The organism is Pseudomonas sp. P5_152 (assembly GCF_033989915.1).
In the GTDB taxonomy this organism is placed as follows: domain Bacteria; phylum Pseudomonadota; class Gammaproteobacteria; order Pseudomonadales; family Pseudomonadaceae; genus Aquipseudomonas.
This window is the reverse complement of record NZ_JASFAH010000002.1, coordinates 599,875-615,723: the sequence shown is the minus strand read 5'-3', so window position 1 is coordinate 615,723 and position 15,849 is coordinate 599,875. Positions and strand designations below refer to the sequence as shown.

The window sequence follows — 15,849 nt, the reverse complement described above, 5'->3', positions numbered from 1 at the left end:
CAGGCGCCGAGCATAACAATGCCCGGTTGCGCTTTCGATAGCCTGCGGCGCTTCAAGCTCCACAGAACAACTGGCGGATCAGGTTGGGGGTGCTGCCGGTCCAGCGCTTGAACGAGCGCCGAAAGTTCGCCGGGTCGTTGAAGTTCAAGTAGGCCGCGACTTCCTCGTTGTTCATACCCTTGACCTGGTACAGGTAGAGCGCCACATGTTTGCGCACCAGGTCAACCTGCTGCTGAAAGCCGGTGTCGTGCTTGTGCAACTTGCGCTTGAGGGTGGCCGGGCTCATGGCGAAGGCGTGAGCCGCCTGCTCCAGGCTCGGCGCCTGGCGGACTTGGCTTTGCAGGTAACGGTACAGGCAGGCGAGAAAACTGCTGGCATGGCCCAACTGGTCCAACTGCTGCTGGGCCTCCTGGCGTGCGACCTGGCCGGCCGTGGCTGAGGAGCCGGGCCAGGCTTGCGTCAGGTACTGGCGGGGAATGCGCATCATGTCCAGCGGGCGCTGGAACTGGGTTTGCTCGCCCAGGTGCACCCAGTACTGCTCGACATAACGGGGCTCGTCGTAGCTTAAACTGCATTGCCAGGGCAGGCGCTGGCCGCTGAGCCATTGGCTCATGGCGACCAGCGAGGTCATGCTCGCTTCCAGCAGGAAGCGCCACTGCTCGCCCGCGCCGCAGCTGTCGAGCCAGTAGAAGTAGGCGTACTGCTCATCCAGCACCAGTTGCGGGGTGACCAAGGGACTGAGCAGCGCCTGTTGCTGGACCAGGGTGTCGAGAGCCTGGTGCAGGTTCTGCGCGTGGCGCAGGGCATGGCTGGCGGCACCGTAATGCCCCGGCAACAGACGCTGGCCAAACAGGAAGCTGCTGTCGTCGGCGTCGAGCAGCCGCTTGCTGTTGCCAATCAAGGCGAAGAACTGCTGGGGACTGAGGCGGGTCTGGCCGGCCAGGATGTCCTCATGGAACAGCCCGGTGCCGCGCAACAGGCGATGGCTGTCGATATCCCGCGAGAGGGCCAGGTCGATCAGGGTCGCCGGCTGGTAGTGCCCGGGAATGAAGCGACTGTCGTTTTCGTACCACAGGGTTTTGCAGGTCATGTGCGCGCCTCAGGCCGTCTTGGCCAGCGGCTGCTTGGCCCGGGCCAGCGCCAGGTTCAGGCGTTTGAGCAACTGCTCGGGGGATTCGTCCATGGCCATCACCACCGCGGTGCTTGCCGACAGGTGCAAGCGTTCGCCGTGCTGGCGGGTTTTGTGGGCCAGGCCGTGCACCGCCTGTTGCAGCTCCAGTGCCAGTAACCGCGCCTGGCTTTCGCCGGTGTTGGCCAGCACCACCACAAAACGATCGCCGGCCAGGCGGCAGAGCAGGTCCTGGCGCCGCAGGTTGAGCAGCAGCAAGTGACTCACGGCCTGCAGCACGGCGTCGCCTTCAGCGTGACCACAGGCTTGGTTGATGGCGGCGAAGTTGTCCAGGTCCAGGGCCAGCAGCGACAGCGGTTGCTGCTGCTCCAGGCTTTCCGCGACGCTGCTGGCCAGTTGGCGCTTGAGATAGTCGGCACCGCCCAAGGGTGTGAGCTTGTCGAACAGCCGGTGTTCGCGAAACAGCCGCTCGCGTTTTTCCATCTGCGCGCTGATCGCCAGTTGTTCGCGGTGCCAGTGGTAGATGCCAAGAGTCAGCAGGAGCATGCCCACCGGCATCGGTCCGGACTCCAGCCAGTGATCCCAGGTGATGCTGTCAGGCAGGCGGATAAACTCGTCGAGGCTGTCGATCCACCAGGAGAAAAAGATGCAGCCCAGGCCCAGCGCCAGGTAATTGGTGACCCGCCCGGCGGGCCGACTTTTCAGCACCAGGCCCAGCCAGACCAGGGCCAGCAGGGCCGAGCCGCCTTCACCGACGATGTCCAGCCAGACCCATTCGCCGACGCTTTTCAACTCGCCGCAGGCCAGGTGCAGGAGCAGCCCCAGGTTGGCGGCCAACAGCAGCAGGAGCAGTTTCCAGCGGTGGGGTTTGAGTACTGAGAACATGGCCGTGATCCTTTGGCGAACGAGCAGTGCGCGCCAGCACAGCAGATGTCTGTGACAGTTGGGTGACAGGGCAGGGAGGTCGAATCAGCTCAGCCTGGGACACGCGATTTTTGCGCCACCCAGCGCGTGGTGCCTGGAAAATCGCCATCGCGAGCAAGCGGAGCGCCGCCCGGCCTCTCCCACAGTAAATCTGGTTGCCTGCAAATCTTGCGTACGGCCACTAAACCTGTGGGAGCGAGCTTGCTCGCGATGCTCTCAAGTCAGAGCAAAATGCTGATCGGCCCCCTCGTACCAGAGGTCAAATCAGCTCACTGTCCCAGGAAAACCGCGCTAAACCCCCTGTTTACCGGGCCATCTGGCAGTGGCTGTCACAGAACCGTCATTCCCCACCCCTAGCGTGCCCTCCCAGTTGCCGGGCGTCTTGCCTGGCGTTATCGGACTCTTGGGGGGGACCACCATGTACCAGCGCAGCAGCCACCCGCGCAGCGGCACCGCCGGGCTTGTCAGTTTCACGCTGACCGCCCTGGCCCTGGCGATAGCCAGCGACCGCTTGCACGCCGCCGAAACCGCCGGCCAGACCGAGCACATCGAAGTGGTCGGCCAGGCTGCCAGTATCGATCAGGCGCTCAAGGAACAGCGCCGCTCCGACAGCATCAAGAGCGTGGTGCATGCCGACGGCGTGGCGCAATTGCCGGACGAGAACGTGGCCGAGGCGGTGCAACGCCTGCCGGGGATCAGCGTCGAACGCGACCAGGGCGAAGGCCGGTTTGTCAGCGTGCGGGGCCTGGGACCGGACCTCAACAGCGTGACCATCAACGGCACCCTGGTGCCCTCGCCGGAAAGCGAGCGCCGCGCCGTGGCCCTCGATGTATTGCCGGCGGAGCTGGTGCAATCGCTCTCGGTGATCAAGACCCTGACCCCGGACATGGATGCCAACTCCCTCGGTGGCACCGTGGATGTGCAGAGCCTGTCGGCCTTCGATCATCAGGGCCTGTTCTATACCGGCAGCAGCGAGGCCAGCTATGACCAGAACAGCCATCAGACCAGCCCGAAATTTTCCGGGGCGATCAGCGACCGCTTCAGCCTCGGCGATGGCATCGACAACTTCGGCGTGGCCGCGGCGCTGAGCTGGCAGAAGCGTGACTTCGCTTCGGACAACGTCGAGACCGGCGGCGCCTGGGACTTCGAGCGGGGCGCACGGCTCGAGGAGTTCGAGCAGCGTGACTACGACATCAGTCGGGAGCGCAGCGGCGGCGGCCTGAACTTCGATTACAAGCCCGACGACCTGAGCAGCTATTACCTGCGCACCCTCTACAGCCGCTACAAGGACAGCGAGACGCGCAACTCCACCAGCATCGAGTTCGCCGAGCCCCAGGCCGCCGGTGAACTGGGGGACGCCGATGGCAAGCGCAAGCTCAAGCAGCGCGAGGAAACCCAGGAAATCCAATCCTACGTGCTGGGTGGCGAGCGCCTGCTGGGCCTGTGGACCCTCAGCGGCCAGGCCGGTTACAGCCGCTCCAGCGAAGACAGCCCGGGGCACATCGCCAATGCCGCCTTCAGCGGCGCCGAGGACTTTGCCGGCAGTGGTTTCTACGACAGCGAAAAGCCGCGGCTGATCATCGGCCAGGACTTCTACAACCCCGACAACTTCAGCCTCGACAAGGTCGACTGGGAACAGCAGAAAACTACCGACACCGAGAAAAACCTGCGCCTGGACCTGGCCCGCGACTATGACCTCAGCGGGTATGCGTCGCAGGTCAAGTTCGGCGGCAAGGTCAGCCGGCGCAACAAAGACAACGACCTCGACGCCTGGGTCTATGAGGACTTCGACGACCTGGGGTTCAGTGATGAACAGCTCAACCTCAGCCAGTTCCAGAAGGGCAAGGTGCACTACCGTCTCGGCGAGTTCGGTCCGGGCATCAGTGGCAGCGCGATCAAGGACCTGATCGGCGGCCTCGACCGGGCGGACTTCTATGACGAGACCGAGTCACGGGTCAACGACTTCAAGATGAGCGAGGACATCAACGCCGGCTACCTGATGAACACCCTGGACATCGACGACTGGCGCTTCATTGCCGGTATGCGCTACGAAGGCACCGAGTTCGCGGCCAAGGGCACCGGGGTCAACGACGGCGAGTTCGAGGCCAGCGACAGCAAGAGCAGCTATCACCACTGGTTGCCCGGCCTGCACGCGCGCTACCAACTGGACAAGAACACCCAGGTGCGCGCGGCCTGGACCAAGTCCGTGGTGCGGCCGACCTTCGGTCAACTGGCGCCGGGGTTTGTCATCGACGATGACGAGGCGACCTTTGGCAACCCCAACCTCAAGCCCCTGGAGTCGAGCAACCTGGACCTGGGCATCGAGCACTACATGGGCCGTGCCGGCACGGTCTCGGCGTTCGTGTTCTACAAGGACATCCAGAACTTCGTCTACAACACCGACGTCGCCGGCAGCGGTGCCTGGGTTGATTTCTCCGAGGCCCACACCTTCACCAACGGTGACAGCGCCAAGCTTTACGGCCTGGAACTGGCCTACTCGCAGAAATACGACTGGCTGCCCGCCCCCTGGAACGGCCTGCTGCTGGGCGCCAACGCCACTTTCAGCCGTTCTGACGCGCAGATTGAAGGCTTCGACGCCGCCAGCGGCAGCAACCGCAAGCGCAGCATCGACCTGCCGAGCCAGTCGGACACCGTCGGCAACCTGATGCTCGGCTGGGAAGACGACAAGCTCAGCCTGCGCCTGTCGGCCAACTACAAGTCCGACTACCTCTATGAGCTGGCCGCGATCAACGACAAGGCCCACGACCTGCACGTGGATGCCCAGACCTTCGTTGACTTCAGTGCGCGTTACTCGCTGACCAAGAACCTGCAGGTCAACTTCGAGGCGCAGAACCTCACGGACGAGTCGTACTACGTCTACACCGGCCACGGCGCCTACAACGCCCAATACGAAGAGTACGGCCCGACCTTCAAGCTCGGCCTGACCTTTACCCATTTTTGATTCCCTGCGAGCCACAGATTCGGGCAATACATCACCAAGGACTTCCATGACTATTTCGTTTTCCCCCAAGCGCTGCCTGTTGGCCGCCTTGATCTGCCTGGGCACGGGCCAGGCGTTGGCCGCCGGGCCGAAGTTGACTCTCAGCCCCTGGGCCCCCGGTCTCACTGTGGATGCACTGGCGTTCTTGCCGGCCGACCTCGGCCCGCAGCGCCTGGCGGCCAGTGAGCGCGATGGCTTGCTGTTGCTCGACGAACAAGGTGCGCCGCTGGCCAACCTGCCTGGCACTTTCAGTGGCCTGGACCGCCGGGCTGCCGGCCAGCAGGTGCTGCTGGCCAGTCTCGACAACAGTCGGCAGCAGGCACTGCTGGTCAGCCTCGATCCGCGCCAGCGGCGTTTTGGCCAGCCGGTGTATCTGCCAACGCGGGACTTTGCGGTCAATGGCTTGTGCCTGTACCGCGACGACGCCAGCAACCTGTTCCTGTTCCTGGTGGGCGAGGAGGGCAAGGGTGAGCAGTGGCTGGTGGGCCACGGTGCACAGTTGAACCCGCAACCGCAGCGGGTTCGAGGTTTGCCGCTGCCGCCTTCGGCGCAGTTCTGCCAGGTCGACGATGGCGCCAACCAGTTACTGGTCAACGAGGAAAACGTCGGCTGGTGGGCCTATCCGGCCCACCCTGAGGCCGAGGTGTTGCGCGTGCCGGTGGCCCTGCGCAAGCCCTTTGGCGATATCAGCCAGGAGGCCGGGGCCATGGCGTTGGTGCCGGGCGGCGTGGTCGGGCTCGACCCCAAGGCGGCACAGCTGCACCTGTATCAGCAGCAGGACGCTGCCTGGAGCACCGTGGCAAAACTGCCCGTGAGTGAGTTGAAAGAACCGCAGAACCTCGCCCTGCGGGCCACCGCCAACGGCCTGCAGCTGTTGCTGCGTGATGACGACGACGGGCGTCTGTACCAGGGCGAACTGGACTGGCAGGCCAAGCCTGTGCCCTTGGCACCGGTGCTGCCGAGCGTCGGCGCGCTGGCCCAGAGTGACCCGGTCGGGCGCCAGGGCGATGCGGCGGACGATCCGGCGATCTGGATTCACCCGCAACAACCGGCCTTGAGCCGGGTCCTGGGCACCAACAAAAAGCAGGGCCTGTTGGCCTATGACCTGCAAGGCAAGCTGCTTCAGGAGTTGCCGGTGGGGCGCCTGAACAATGTCGACGTGCGGCCCAACTTCAAGCTCGGCCAGCAGACGGTCGACCTCGCAGTGGCGAGTAATCGCGATCACAACAGCCTCAGCCTGTTCAGCATCGACCGCAGCAGCGGTGAGTTGCGCGAGGCCGGCGAGATCGCCACGCCGCTCAAGGACATCTATGGCATCTGCCTGTTCCAGCCCGCCAGTGGCGAGCTGTATGCAATTGCCAACGGCAAGGATGGCACCTTCCTGCAATACCGCCTGAGTGCACCCAGTGGTGTGGTGCAGGGTGAGTTGGTGCGCCAGTTCAAGGTCGACAGCCAGCCCGAAGGCTGTGTGGCCGACGATCAACGCCAGCGCCTGTTCCTCGGCGAAGAGGACGTGGGGGTCTGGGCGGTGGATGCCCGTGCCGATCAGCCGGCGCAGTTGACCAGCGTGATCAAGGTCGGCCCGCAACTGCACGCCGATGTCGAGGGCCTGGCGCTGTATCAAAGCCCGGGCCATGACTACCTGGTGATCTCCAGCCAAGGCAACGACAGCTACCTGGTGCTGGACGCCGAGCCGCCCTTCGCCTCCCGCGGGGCCTTTCGGGTCGGCCTGAATGCGCCGGCCGGCATCGACGGTGCCGCAGAAACCGACGGCCTGGAGGTCACCGCGGTCAACCTCGGCGGGGCCTGGAGCAAGGGCATGCTGGTGGTGCAGGACGGGCGCAAGCGGATGCCCGAACAGACCCAGAACTTCAAGTTCGTGCCCTGGGCCGAGGTCACCCAGGCGCTGCAATTGCCCTGACCGCGGCTGTCATCAACCTGTCATCGGTTTTTCATCGAATAGCCTGGCGGCCGTTGCACGGCAACCGCCACCGGGCACCCACCAAGGAGCTTCACCATGCAGGCCACACTGGAACATATGACCGTCTGGGGGCTGATCAGCGACGCCAGTCTGTTGGTCAAAGCCGTCATGCTCACGTTGTTGCTGGCGTCTGTACTCAGCTGGTACCTGATCATTGCCCGCAGCCGTGTGCTGCGCCAGCGCGAACGCCAGGCCAACGCGTTTATCCAGCGCTTTCGCAGTGCCCCGGACTTGCAGCCGTTGTACCGCGAGACCGCGCAGAGCAGCGATCCCGAGGCCGGCATCGAGCCGGTGTTCCATAGCGGCCTACAGGCCTTCAGCCAACTGCGCCAGCACCCCGGCAACAATCCCGAGGTGGTGCTCGAGGGCGTGGAGCGAGCCATGTTCGTGGCCCTCAGCGAGCAAGAGATCAAGCTGGAAAAGGGCCTGCAGTTTCTCGCCACGGTCGGCTCGGTCAGCCCTTACATCGGCCTGTTCGGCACCGTGTGGGGGATCATGAACTCTTTCCTCGGCCTGTCTCAGGTGCAGCAGGCAACCTTGTCCACGGTGGCGCCGGGAATCGCCGAAGCGCTGATTGCCACCGCTATCGGCCTGTTTGCGGCGATTCCCGCGGTGATCGCCTACAACCGTTTTTCTGCACGCAGCCAGACCCTGCTGACCCGTTACTACGCCTTCGGCAATGAACTGCAGGTGCGCCTGCATCGCACGTTGCACGGCGGCTCCATCAACCTGGCCGTAGCCGCCTGAGCAGGAGAGAGCCAATGTTAGTCAGGCCGCAACGCAAACACGGGCCCAAGGCCGAAATGAACGTCGTGCCCTATATCGACGTGATGCTGGTGCTGTTGGTGATCTTCATGGTCACCGCGCCGATGCTCACCCAGGGCGTGAAGATCGAGCTGCCCAAGGTCGCCAGCGAAGCCCTGGCCACTGACAGCCGCCAACAGATCCTCACGCTGTCGGTGCAGGCCGGGGGCGGTTACTCCTGGAACCTGGGAGGGGAACTCGACACCCAGCAGCAGACCGACAGCGCGCTGACCCTGGACGAGATGCGGGCCAAGGTCACGGACATCGTTGCGGCCAACAGCCAGACCCAGGTCTATATCCGCGCCGACAAGGACGCTGGCTACGGCACGGTGGTGGCGGCCATGGCGGCGTTGCAGCAGGGCGGGGTGAGCAACCTCGGACTGGTTACCGAGGCGCCGCAATGACCAGCATGAGCATAGCCCACCCAGCCCTGGTGTTGCCACGCGCCGATCAGTCGGGGTTCTGGCGCAATAGCCTGGCGGCGGGCCTGGCAGTGGCGCTGCATGTGCTGGTCCTGGCGTTGCTGGTGCACACTTGGTCGGTGGCGCCACCACCGCCAGCGCCGGCTGCGGTGCTGCGGACCCAATTGGTGATGTTGCCCCCGGCGCCGCCAGCCCCGGTCCCCGCCGCTGAACCGCTGCCGGCGGTGGTCGAGCCTGCACCGCCTGCGCCGGTAGTGGCCGCGCCGGTACCAGCGGCTCCGGCAGCGGTCAAACCGGCAGTCGACCCGCAGATCCAGGCCCGCAAATTGGAACAGGCGAGCCTCGCTCGCAAGCGGGTCGAAGAGCAGCGCGCTCGCGAGGCCGAGCAACAACACCAGCGCGTGGCCCAGGAGCAGCGCAGCCGCGAAGCCGAGCAGCAACGCCTGGCCCAGCAGCAGGCAGACCAGGCGCAGCGTGCCGACCAGGCGCGCCAGGCAGCCGAACGCACGCGCCAGCAGGCGGCGGCCGACAGTCGTCAGTACCTGCCGTTGAGCAAGGAGGCGCCGGATTATCCGCAGCGAGCCCTGGACAAGAACATCGAGGGCGACTGCTCGGTGGAATACACCGTCAACCCCCAGGGCAAAGTGGAAAACCCGCGGGTGCTCGACGGCTGCCATCCGTTGTTCATGCGTCCGTCATTGGCGGCGGCCAACACCTTTCGCTATCAGCCACGCATGGTGGACGGTCGCGCGGTGGCTGTACCAGCGGTGCGCAATACCTTTCATTACCGGATCAAGTGAGACGCGGGGCAGGGGACTGGCGCCAGGGCGGCGCCAGTCCCGCGCAGGTCACAGTGGCGGGGTGCGCGGCGGGACCTGGCGCTTGGAACCCGTGGACTCGAACGCCGAGGCAAACCGCAGCAGCGCCGAATCGTCATAGGCCCGACCGGCAAAGGTCAGCCCGACGGGCATGCCGATGTCCGGCATGACGCCCATGGGCACGGTGACGGTCGGCACGCCCAGGTGGCGGATCGCGAGGTTGCCGTTGGCCACCCACACGCCGTTGCTCCAAGCGATATCCGCGGCCGCCGGATCGACATCGGCATTGGCCGGCGCCACGTCGGCGACGGTGGGGAACAGCACGGCGTCGAGCCCCAGGCGGTCCATCCACTCCTCGAGGTCAATGCGCCGGGTCTGCTCCAGGCCGCGCAGGCCGTCAGGCACCGTGCTGATCTGGTCCCAGGGGGTGATGCCGCGTTCGGCCATGCGCACGTATTCGTCCATGCCGGCGACCAGGTCACCTTCGCGGTTGGGCAGGGTGCCGGGGTCGTGGGGGAAAATCAGCGCACCGTCGACGTCCACCAGGCGCTGCAACTGCGGATCGCCGTTGGCCTGCAGGAAATCGTCGAAGGCCCAGGCTGTCAGGTCCCACAGTTCGTGATGGAGGAACTCCTTGGACACCAGGCCGCGGGTAAACACGGTCGGCGCGCCGGGACGATCGCCTTCGCAGTTGGAGACCAGCGGGAAGTCCACTTCGAGGACTTCGGCACCAGCCGCTTCCAGGGCCTGGCGTGCCTCTTGCCAGAGACCGATCACCGACTCGCGGGTGTGGATGCGCTGCCCGGTCGGGCCACCGATTCCCGGCGCGGCGCTGGTCCCGGCCTCCGGGTCGGCATTGATAAACATACGGGGCACGCCGAAGCGTTTGCCGGCGAGGGCTGCGGCGTTGGCGGCCAGTGCCGGGTAGGACGCCGGACGCACCGAGGCGACGCTGGGGATCGGCACCCAGGGTTGCAGGCGCCACAGGTCGCCACGGGTATCGGGGTCCTCGGCGACCACGATGTCGAGGACTTCCAGCAGGTCGGCCATGGTGCGGGCAAAGGGCACCACCACGTCCATGGTCGGGGTCAGCGGCCAGTTGCCGCGCACCGAGATCACCCCGCGCGATGGCGTGTAGGCACACAAGCCATTGTTCGACGCCGGCCCACGACCGCTCGACCAGGTTTCCTCGGCCAGGCCGAAGGCGGCAAAACTGGCGGCGGTCGCGGTGCCGGCACCGTTGGAGGAGCCAGAGGCGAAGGGCGCGGTGAGGTAGGCGGCGTTGTACGGGCTTTCGGCGCGGCCGTAGACCCCACGCTGCATACCGCCGTTGGCCATGGGCGGCATGTTGGTCTTGCCCAGGCAGATTGCGCCGGCGCCGCGCAGCCGTTCGATGGTGAACGCATCGCGGTAGGCGATCAAATTGGCGAAGGCCGGGCTGCCGGAGGCGGCGGTGAGGCCCTTGACCAGGTAGCTGTCCTTGGCGGTGTAGGGGATGCCATCCAGCGGTCCGAGTGTCTGGCCCTTGGCGCGCCGCTCATCGCTGGCCCGGGCTTCCTGCAGCGCGTCCGGGTTGGCCACCACCACGGCATTCAGCGCGGTGGGGGTGTCGGCGCCATCGTAGGCGGCGATTCGCGCAAGATAGGCCTGGACCAGCTCAACCGAAGTTGTCCGGCCGGATTCGAGCGCAGCCCGCAGCTGCGCAATGGATACCTCGGTGACCTCAAACTGCTGTTTCATATCGGCTCTCGTTGCACTGTATTACCCGCCAGGGTCCGGGCTTGCGCCCTGAGCGGGCTATTTAACACCAAGGCGCGGTTAAAAGAAGCAGGCCAAGGTTTTTTCGCGGCTTGTCACGCCAAGGGAAGGCCGCCTTCACCCACCTGTGCAATCCGCCAATTGCGATCGCGCCCTGGATTGGCTTAATATACGAAACGTATACATTTCATATTGAGTGACGCCATGGGTATCGTAAAAATTTCCGAAGGCATGCATGAGAACCTGCGTGTCGCCAGTGATGCGCTCAGTCGCTCGATCAACGCCCAGGCCGAGCACTGGATGCGTATCGGCATGTTGAGTGAGTTGCATCCCAACCTCGACCACAGCGATATCTGCCGTTTGCTGATTCGTGCCGAACAGGCCGGTGGCCTCGACTTGAACCAACTGTGCGCACCGGCGGACCAGGCCTTGAGCCCGGCAGTGCGGGCGGTCGGGGGGACCTCGCGATGAGTGCGAAAGTCCCGCTCAATACCCCGGCACAGATCGCCCAGTCGCGTACGGCCGGGATGCTCGCCGCCGAAGTGCTGGCGATGATCACCCCGCACGTCAAGGCGGGGGTCACCACCGATCAACTGGATAAAATCTGCCACGACTACATCGTCAACGTGCAGCAAGCCATTCCCGGCAACGTCGGTTATCACGGTTTCCCGAAAACCGTATGCACCTCGGTCAACCAAGTGGTCTGCCATGGGATTCCCTCGGGCAAGGCCCTGCAGGACGGCGACATCCTCAACATCGACATCGCGGTGGTCAAGGACGGCTGGTACGGCGACACCAGCCGCATGTACTTCGTCGGCGAACCCAGCGCGGACGCCCGGCGCCTGGTCGAGACCACCTATGAAGCCATGTGCGCGGGGATCCGCACCGTGCGCCCGGGCTCGACCCTGGGCGACATCGGTCATGCGATCCAGACCGTGGCCCACCGCGAGGGCTACAGTGTGGTGCGCGAGTACTGCGGCCACGGCATCGGCAAGGTCTATCACGACGAGCCGCAGGTGCTGCACTACGGCCATCCCGGCCAGGGCCTGATCCTCAAGCCGGGGATGATCTTCACCATCGAGCCGATGCTCAACGCTGGCAAACCCCACACCCGCACCCTGGGCGATCGCTGGACGGTGGTGACCAAGGATCACTCACTTTCGGCACAGTGGGAGCACATGGTGGCGGTGACCGCCGATGGCTTCGAGGTGCTGAGCCCCTGGCCGGACACCCCGGCCGGGTTTGCCCCGATTGTTTGATCGCGGGGCCTGGCGCTCAGAAAAGCCCGTGCGTGGCTGGCGGGCTTGGCTAGACTTCAGGATCGAGCCCTGACCTGATCCGAGTTGCCCATGACCCTTGAACTGCTGCGTGCCGATGCTTCCCGTGTGGATCAAGTTGCCGGCCTGTTCGATGCCTACCGAGGTTTCTACGGCCAGCCAGCGAACCTGCCTCAATCGCGGCAGTTCCTCGCCGAGCGCCTGGCCCGCGACGAGTCGGTGATCTTCTATGTGCAGGATGCGTCCGGCCAGGCGCTGGGTTTCGTGCAGTTGTACCCCAGTTTTTCCTCGATCGATGCCCATCGTACCTGGCTGCTCAGCGACCTGTTCACCGCCTCCCAGGCCCGCGGGCGCGGAGTAGGGAGCTTGTTGATGAACGCCGCCCGGGAGTTCGCCGTGGCCACCGGGGCCAAGGGTTTGGTCCTGGAAACTGCCACGGACAACCACACTGCGCAACGCCTGTATGAGTCACTGGGCTACGTCCGCGACCCGGGCTACTACACCTATTGCCTGGACCTGAAATAACCCGGCACCGGGCCCATCCAGCACTGCGCTACTCGCTCAAGGCCTCCATGGTGGTAACCAAAATCCGGATGCATACCTTCGCTCAGCCTGCCGATGGGGCAGGTGGATCAAGAGCTGCAGGCGAGCTAACGCTCGGCCTGTTGAGTGGCAAGGGCGGGCGAGGCGGCCTACCGGCCTGCTTTTCCCTGGTGTATGAATCTCCCCTGTGGGAGCGGGCTTGCCCGCGATGGGGCCAGCACAGCCAACATTTATGGACCCTGACACACCACCATCCCGGGTTGCGGCAATCTATGGGCACGCCGTAAATCCTGTGGGAGCGGGTGCCCGCTTGCGGCTTGCTCGCGATGGTCGTCAACGATGACGCACACTGTCTGATGCACCGCGCCGTCCTTGCGATTATCGCTGGCAAGCCAGCTCCCACAGGTCCCTGCATATACCGGACACTGTGGAGCGGGTGCCCGCTTGCGGCCTGCTCGCGATGGGGCCATCCCGGATTGCTGCAATCTATGGGCACGCCGTAAATCCTGTGGGATCGGGTGCCCGCTTGCGGCTTGCTCGCGATGGTCGTCAACGATGACGCGCACTGCCTGATGCACCGCGCCGTCCTTGCGATTATCGCTGGCAAGCCAGCTCCCACAGGTCCCTGCATATACCGGACACTGTGGAGCGGGTGTCCGCTTGCGGCTTGCTCGCGATGGGGCCATCCCGGATTGCTGCAATCTGTGGGCACGCCGTAAATCCTGTGGGAACGGGTGCCCGCTTGCGGCTTGCTCGCGATGGTCGTCAACGTTGATGCGCACTGCCTGCATGAACAGAGTGGCCAAAAAGTGCGGGCTGTCTTAGCCACAGAGTGCGAGGAATAGGATTGCGGTACCGCTATAACTATTGTCACCTCGCTTCCCTCCACCAGGCCCGGTAGAAGCGATTTGGCGTAGACTGCGGCGAGCACATTCTATTGCCCGTCCGAGATGGATCCTCCATGCACAACCCGGTTTCGCCGCGCCCCCTCTGGAAAACCTACCTGTTGTTCCTCGCCCCGATGGTGCTGTCGAATTTCCTGCAGTCGATGTCGGGCACGGTCAACAGTATTTACATCGGTCAAATGCTCGGTACCCAGGCGCTGGCGGCGGTGTCCGGGATGTTCCCCATCGTGTTTTTCTTCATTGCCCTGGTGATCGGCCTGGGCGCCGGCGCCGGGGTGTTGATTGGGCAGGCCTGGGGCGCGCGTGAGCCGGCGATGGTCAAGGCCATCGCCGGCACCACGCTGCTGCTGGGGGCGCTGATCGGCCTGGTCGCGGCGCTGCTCGGCAGTGTGTTCGCCCGGCAGGCATTGCAGGGCTTGGGCACCCCGGCGGACGTGCTGGAGGATGCGGTCGCCTACGCCCGCGTGATGATGTGGACCATGCCGCTGCTGTTGGTGTTTGTGCTGTTCACCCAGTTGTTGCGCGGGGTCAGCGATACGCTGTCGCCGCTGTTGGCGCTGGTGGTCTCGACCTGCATTGGCCTGTTGCTGACGCCGGCGTTGATTCGCGGCTGGTTTGGCTTGCCCGAGATGGGGATTCAGAGTGCCGCGTGGGCCGGGCTGGCGGGTAACCTGGCGGCGATGCTGTGGTTGGTCTGGCACTTGAACCGCAAGGCTCATGTGCTGGCCCCGGATCGTGCGTTGCTGGCCGCGATGCGCCTGGACCGGGTGATCCTGGCCAAGGTGCTGCGGATCGGCTTGCCCACGGGGCTGCAGATGGTGGTGATTTCGCTGTCCGAACTGGTGATCCTGGCGCTGGTCAACCAGCACGGCTCCCAGGCCACGGCGGCGTACGGCGCGGTCACGCAGATCGTCAACTACGTGCAGTTTCCCGCGCTGTCGATCGCCATCACCGCCTCGATCCTCGGGGCCCAGGCCATTGGTGCCGGACGCGTCGAGCGCATTGGCGCGATCCTGCGCACGGGCCTGTTGATCAACGTCTGGTTGACTGGCGGCCTGGTGCTGCTGGGCTACCTGTTGTCGCACTGGCTGCTGGGGTTGTTCATCACGGAACCAGCGACCCAGGCGCAGGCCCAGCATCTGTTGCACATCATGCTCTGGAGCATGTTGGTGTTCGGCTTCCAGTCGGTGATCGGCGGGATCATGCGGGCCAGCGGTACGGTGCTGGTGCCGGTGGCGATCTCGCTGTTTTGCATCCTCGGTGTCGAGTTGCCGGTGGCCTACCTGCTCAATGCACGTTTCGGTCTGCCCGGGGTGTGGATGGCCTTTCCAGTCGCCTACCTGAGCATGCTGGCACTGCAGACTGCCTACTACCGGCTGGTGTGGCGCCATCAGAAGATCGAACGCCTGGTGTAGGGCAAGCGCCCGTGCCGTCGCTACGGCCCGGGCGGCTGTCGTTTGCGCTTACTTCGGCGCCGCGGTGGTGCGCAGATACGGCAGGTGGATGTCCAGGCTGCCGTACTTGTCCCGGGCCTGCTCATCGTTGAGCGCCAGGGCGACGATTACATCCTGTCCCGCCTGCCAATTGGCCGGCGTCGCCAGCGGTACGTTGTAGGTCAACTGCAAGGCATCCAGGGCGCGCAGCACCTCGGCAAAGTTACGCCCGACGGACATCGGGTAGGTCATCGACAACTTGAGTTTCTTGTCCGGGCCGATGATGAATACCGAACGCACCGTGGCGGTGTCGGCGGCCGTCCGGCCATCGGGCAGGTAGGCTTCGGCGGGCAGCATGTCGAACGCCTTGGAGACAGCCAGGCCCTCGTCGGCAATGATCGGGAAGTCGGCCCTGGCGCGGCAGAAACCTTCGATGTCGGTCTTCCACTGGGTGTGCGAGTCGGCACTGTCCACGGACACGCCGATCACCTGGGTACCACGCTTGGCCCATTCGGCGGCCAGTTGCGCCACCGCGCCGAATTCGGTGGTGCATACCGGGGTGAAATCCTTGGGATGAGAAAACAGGATCGCCCAGCCCGAGCCGATCCAGTCATGGAACTGGATCGGGCCCTGGTCCGTGTCGGCGCTGAAGTCGGGGACGAGGTCGTTGATGCGCAATGCCATGGGAGTCTCCTTGAGTCGTGGGATGAGGTACAGGCCTGACTCAGCCTAGTCGGGATTTGCCGCCTGGCCCGGCAGCCGCAAACCGTTCGTCATCTCGCCCGCACCCCGGCGCATGGCCGCCTTCCAACGAGTACGGCCCAGGCTTTCTGGACCTCAATCGGTGAGGTGAC

13 protein-coding genes are annotated in these 15,849 nt (G+C 64.8%); 9 read left to right on the top strand and 4 right to left on the bottom strand.

Annotated elements, in window-relative coordinates:
• Positions 1-52: 52 nt before the first annotated feature.
• Positions 53-1,090, bottom strand: a complete 1,038-nt coding sequence (locus QMK50_RS02590) for an AraC family transcriptional regulator (protein ID WP_320332452.1) — start codon at positions 1,088-1,090, stop codon at positions 53-55.
• Positions 1,091-1,099: 9 nt separating this feature from the next.
• Positions 1,100-2,014 (bottom strand): GGDEF domain-containing protein, encoded by a 915-nt coding sequence (locus QMK50_RS02585; RefSeq protein WP_095169896.1) that lies wholly within the window; start codon positions 2,012-2,014, stop codon positions 1,100-1,102.
• Between the two features lie 457 nt (positions 2,015-2,471).
• Between QMK50_RS02585 and QMK50_RS02580 the strand changes: the two genes are divergently transcribed.
• From QMK50_RS02580 to QMK50_RS02560, 5 genes are all read left to right on the top strand, one after another.
• Complete coding sequence (locus QMK50_RS02580; protein WP_320332451.1) at positions 2,472-5,015, top strand: TonB-dependent receptor; 2,544 nt, start codon at positions 2,472-2,474, stop codon at positions 5,013-5,015.
• Between the two features lie 46 nt (positions 5,016-5,061).
• A complete protein-coding gene (locus QMK50_RS02575; protein ID WP_320332450.1) occupies positions 5,062-6,975 on the top strand; it encodes a phytase in 1,914 nt (637 codons plus the stop codon).
• Between the two features lie 96 nt (positions 6,976-7,071).
• Positions 7,072-7,782 (top strand): protein TolQ, encoded by a 711-nt coding sequence (gene tolQ / locus QMK50_RS02570; protein WP_095169899.1) that lies wholly within the window; start codon positions 7,072-7,074, stop codon positions 7,780-7,782.
• 14 nt (positions 7,783-7,796) lie between these two features.
• Entirely contained in the window at positions 7,797-8,243 is a 447-nt protein-coding gene (gene tolR, locus QMK50_RS02565; RefSeq protein ID WP_095169900.1) for a protein TolR, read from the top strand.
• Complete coding sequence (locus QMK50_RS02560; RefSeq protein ID WP_320332449.1) at positions 8,240-9,061, top strand: energy transducer TonB; 822 nt, start codon at positions 8,240-8,242, stop codon at positions 9,059-9,061. Before tolR ends, QMK50_RS02560 begins: the two co-directional genes overlap by 4 nt.
• Positions 9,062-9,109: 48 nt before the next feature.
• Here the strand turns inward: QMK50_RS02560 and QMK50_RS02555 are convergent, their stop codons facing one another.
• Positions 9,110-10,819 carry an amidase gene (locus QMK50_RS02555; protein WP_320332448.1) on the bottom strand — a complete coding sequence of 570 codons (1,710 nt, stop codon included), beginning with the start codon at positions 10,817-10,819 and terminating at the stop codon, positions 9,110-9,112.
• Positions 10,820-11,041: 222 nt separating this feature from the next.
• On the opposite strand from QMK50_RS02555, the gene QMK50_RS02550 reads away from it, so the two are divergent.
• From QMK50_RS02550 to QMK50_RS02535, 4 genes are all read left to right on the top strand, one after another.
• On the top strand, positions 11,042-11,308 hold the full coding sequence (locus tag QMK50_RS02550) for a ParD-like family protein (RefSeq protein ID WP_095169903.1): 267 nt from the start codon (positions 11,042-11,044) through the stop codon (positions 11,306-11,308).
• On the top strand, positions 11,305-12,096 hold the full coding sequence (gene map / locus QMK50_RS02545) for a type I methionyl aminopeptidase (protein WP_159996525.1): 792 nt from the start codon (positions 11,305-11,307) through the stop codon (positions 12,094-12,096). The genes QMK50_RS02550 and map overlap by 4 nt, the downstream gene beginning before the upstream one ends.
• Positions 12,097-12,186: 90 nt before the next feature.
• Positions 12,187-12,639 carry a GNAT family N-acetyltransferase gene (locus tag QMK50_RS02540; protein WP_320332447.1) on the top strand — a complete coding sequence of 151 codons (453 nt, stop codon included), beginning with the start codon at positions 12,187-12,189 and terminating at the stop codon, positions 12,637-12,639.
• 979 nt (positions 12,640-13,618) lie between these two features.
• Positions 13,619-14,977: an MATE family efflux transporter gene (locus tag QMK50_RS02535; protein ID WP_320332446.1), complete on the top strand. Its 1,359-nt coding sequence runs from the start codon at positions 13,619-13,621 to the stop codon at positions 14,975-14,977.
• Between the two features lie 48 nt (positions 14,978-15,025).
• On the opposite strand, the gene QMK50_RS02530 is transcribed toward QMK50_RS02535, so the two are convergent.
• Complete coding sequence (locus QMK50_RS02530) at positions 15,026-15,679, bottom strand: peroxiredoxin (RefSeq protein WP_095169907.1); 654 nt, start codon at positions 15,677-15,679, stop codon at positions 15,026-15,028.
• Positions 15,680-15,849: the final 170 nt, after the last annotated feature.

Excerpts from the sequence above, each read along its gene's own strand:
- QMK50_RS02590 (WP_320332452.1), bottom strand. The coding sequence starts at position 1,090 with ATGACCTGCAAAACCCTGTGGTACGAAAACGACAGTCGCTTCATTCCC.
- QMK50_RS02585 (WP_095169896.1), bottom strand. The coding sequence starts at position 2,014 with ATGTTCTCAGTACTCAAACCCCACCGCTGGAAACTGCTCCTGCTGCTG.
- QMK50_RS02580 (WP_320332451.1), top strand. The coding sequence starts at position 2,472 with ATGTACCAGCGCAGCAGCCACCCGCGCAGCGGCACCGCCGGGCTTGTC.
- QMK50_RS02575 (WP_320332450.1), top strand. The coding sequence starts at position 5,062 with ATGACTATTTCGTTTTCCCCCAAGCGCTGCCTGTTGGCCGCCTTGATC.
- tolQ (WP_095169899.1), top strand. The coding sequence starts at position 7,072 with ATGCAGGCCACACTGGAACATATGACCGTCTGGGGGCTGATCAGCGAC.
- tolR (WP_095169900.1), top strand. The coding sequence starts at position 7,797 with ATGTTAGTCAGGCCGCAACGCAAACACGGGCCCAAGGCCGAAATGAAC.
- QMK50_RS02560 (WP_320332449.1), top strand. The coding sequence starts at position 8,240 with ATGACCAGCATGAGCATAGCCCACCCAGCCCTGGTGTTGCCACGCGCC.
- QMK50_RS02555 (WP_320332448.1), bottom strand. The coding sequence starts at position 10,819 with ATGAAACAGCAGTTTGAGGTCACCGAGGTATCCATTGCGCAGCTGCGG.
- QMK50_RS02550 (WP_095169903.1), top strand. The coding sequence starts at position 11,042 with ATGGGTATCGTAAAAATTTCCGAAGGCATGCATGAGAACCTGCGTGTC.
- map (WP_159996525.1), top strand. The coding sequence starts at position 11,305 with ATGAGTGCGAAAGTCCCGCTCAATACCCCGGCACAGATCGCCCAGTCG.
- QMK50_RS02540 (WP_320332447.1), top strand. The coding sequence starts at position 12,187 with ATGACCCTTGAACTGCTGCGTGCCGATGCTTCCCGTGTGGATCAAGTT.
- QMK50_RS02535 (WP_320332446.1), top strand. The coding sequence starts at position 13,619 with ATGCACAACCCGGTTTCGCCGCGCCCCCTCTGGAAAACCTACCTGTTG.
- QMK50_RS02530 (WP_095169907.1), bottom strand. The coding sequence starts at position 15,679 with ATGGCATTGCGCATCAACGACCTCGTCCCCGACTTCAGCGCCGACACG.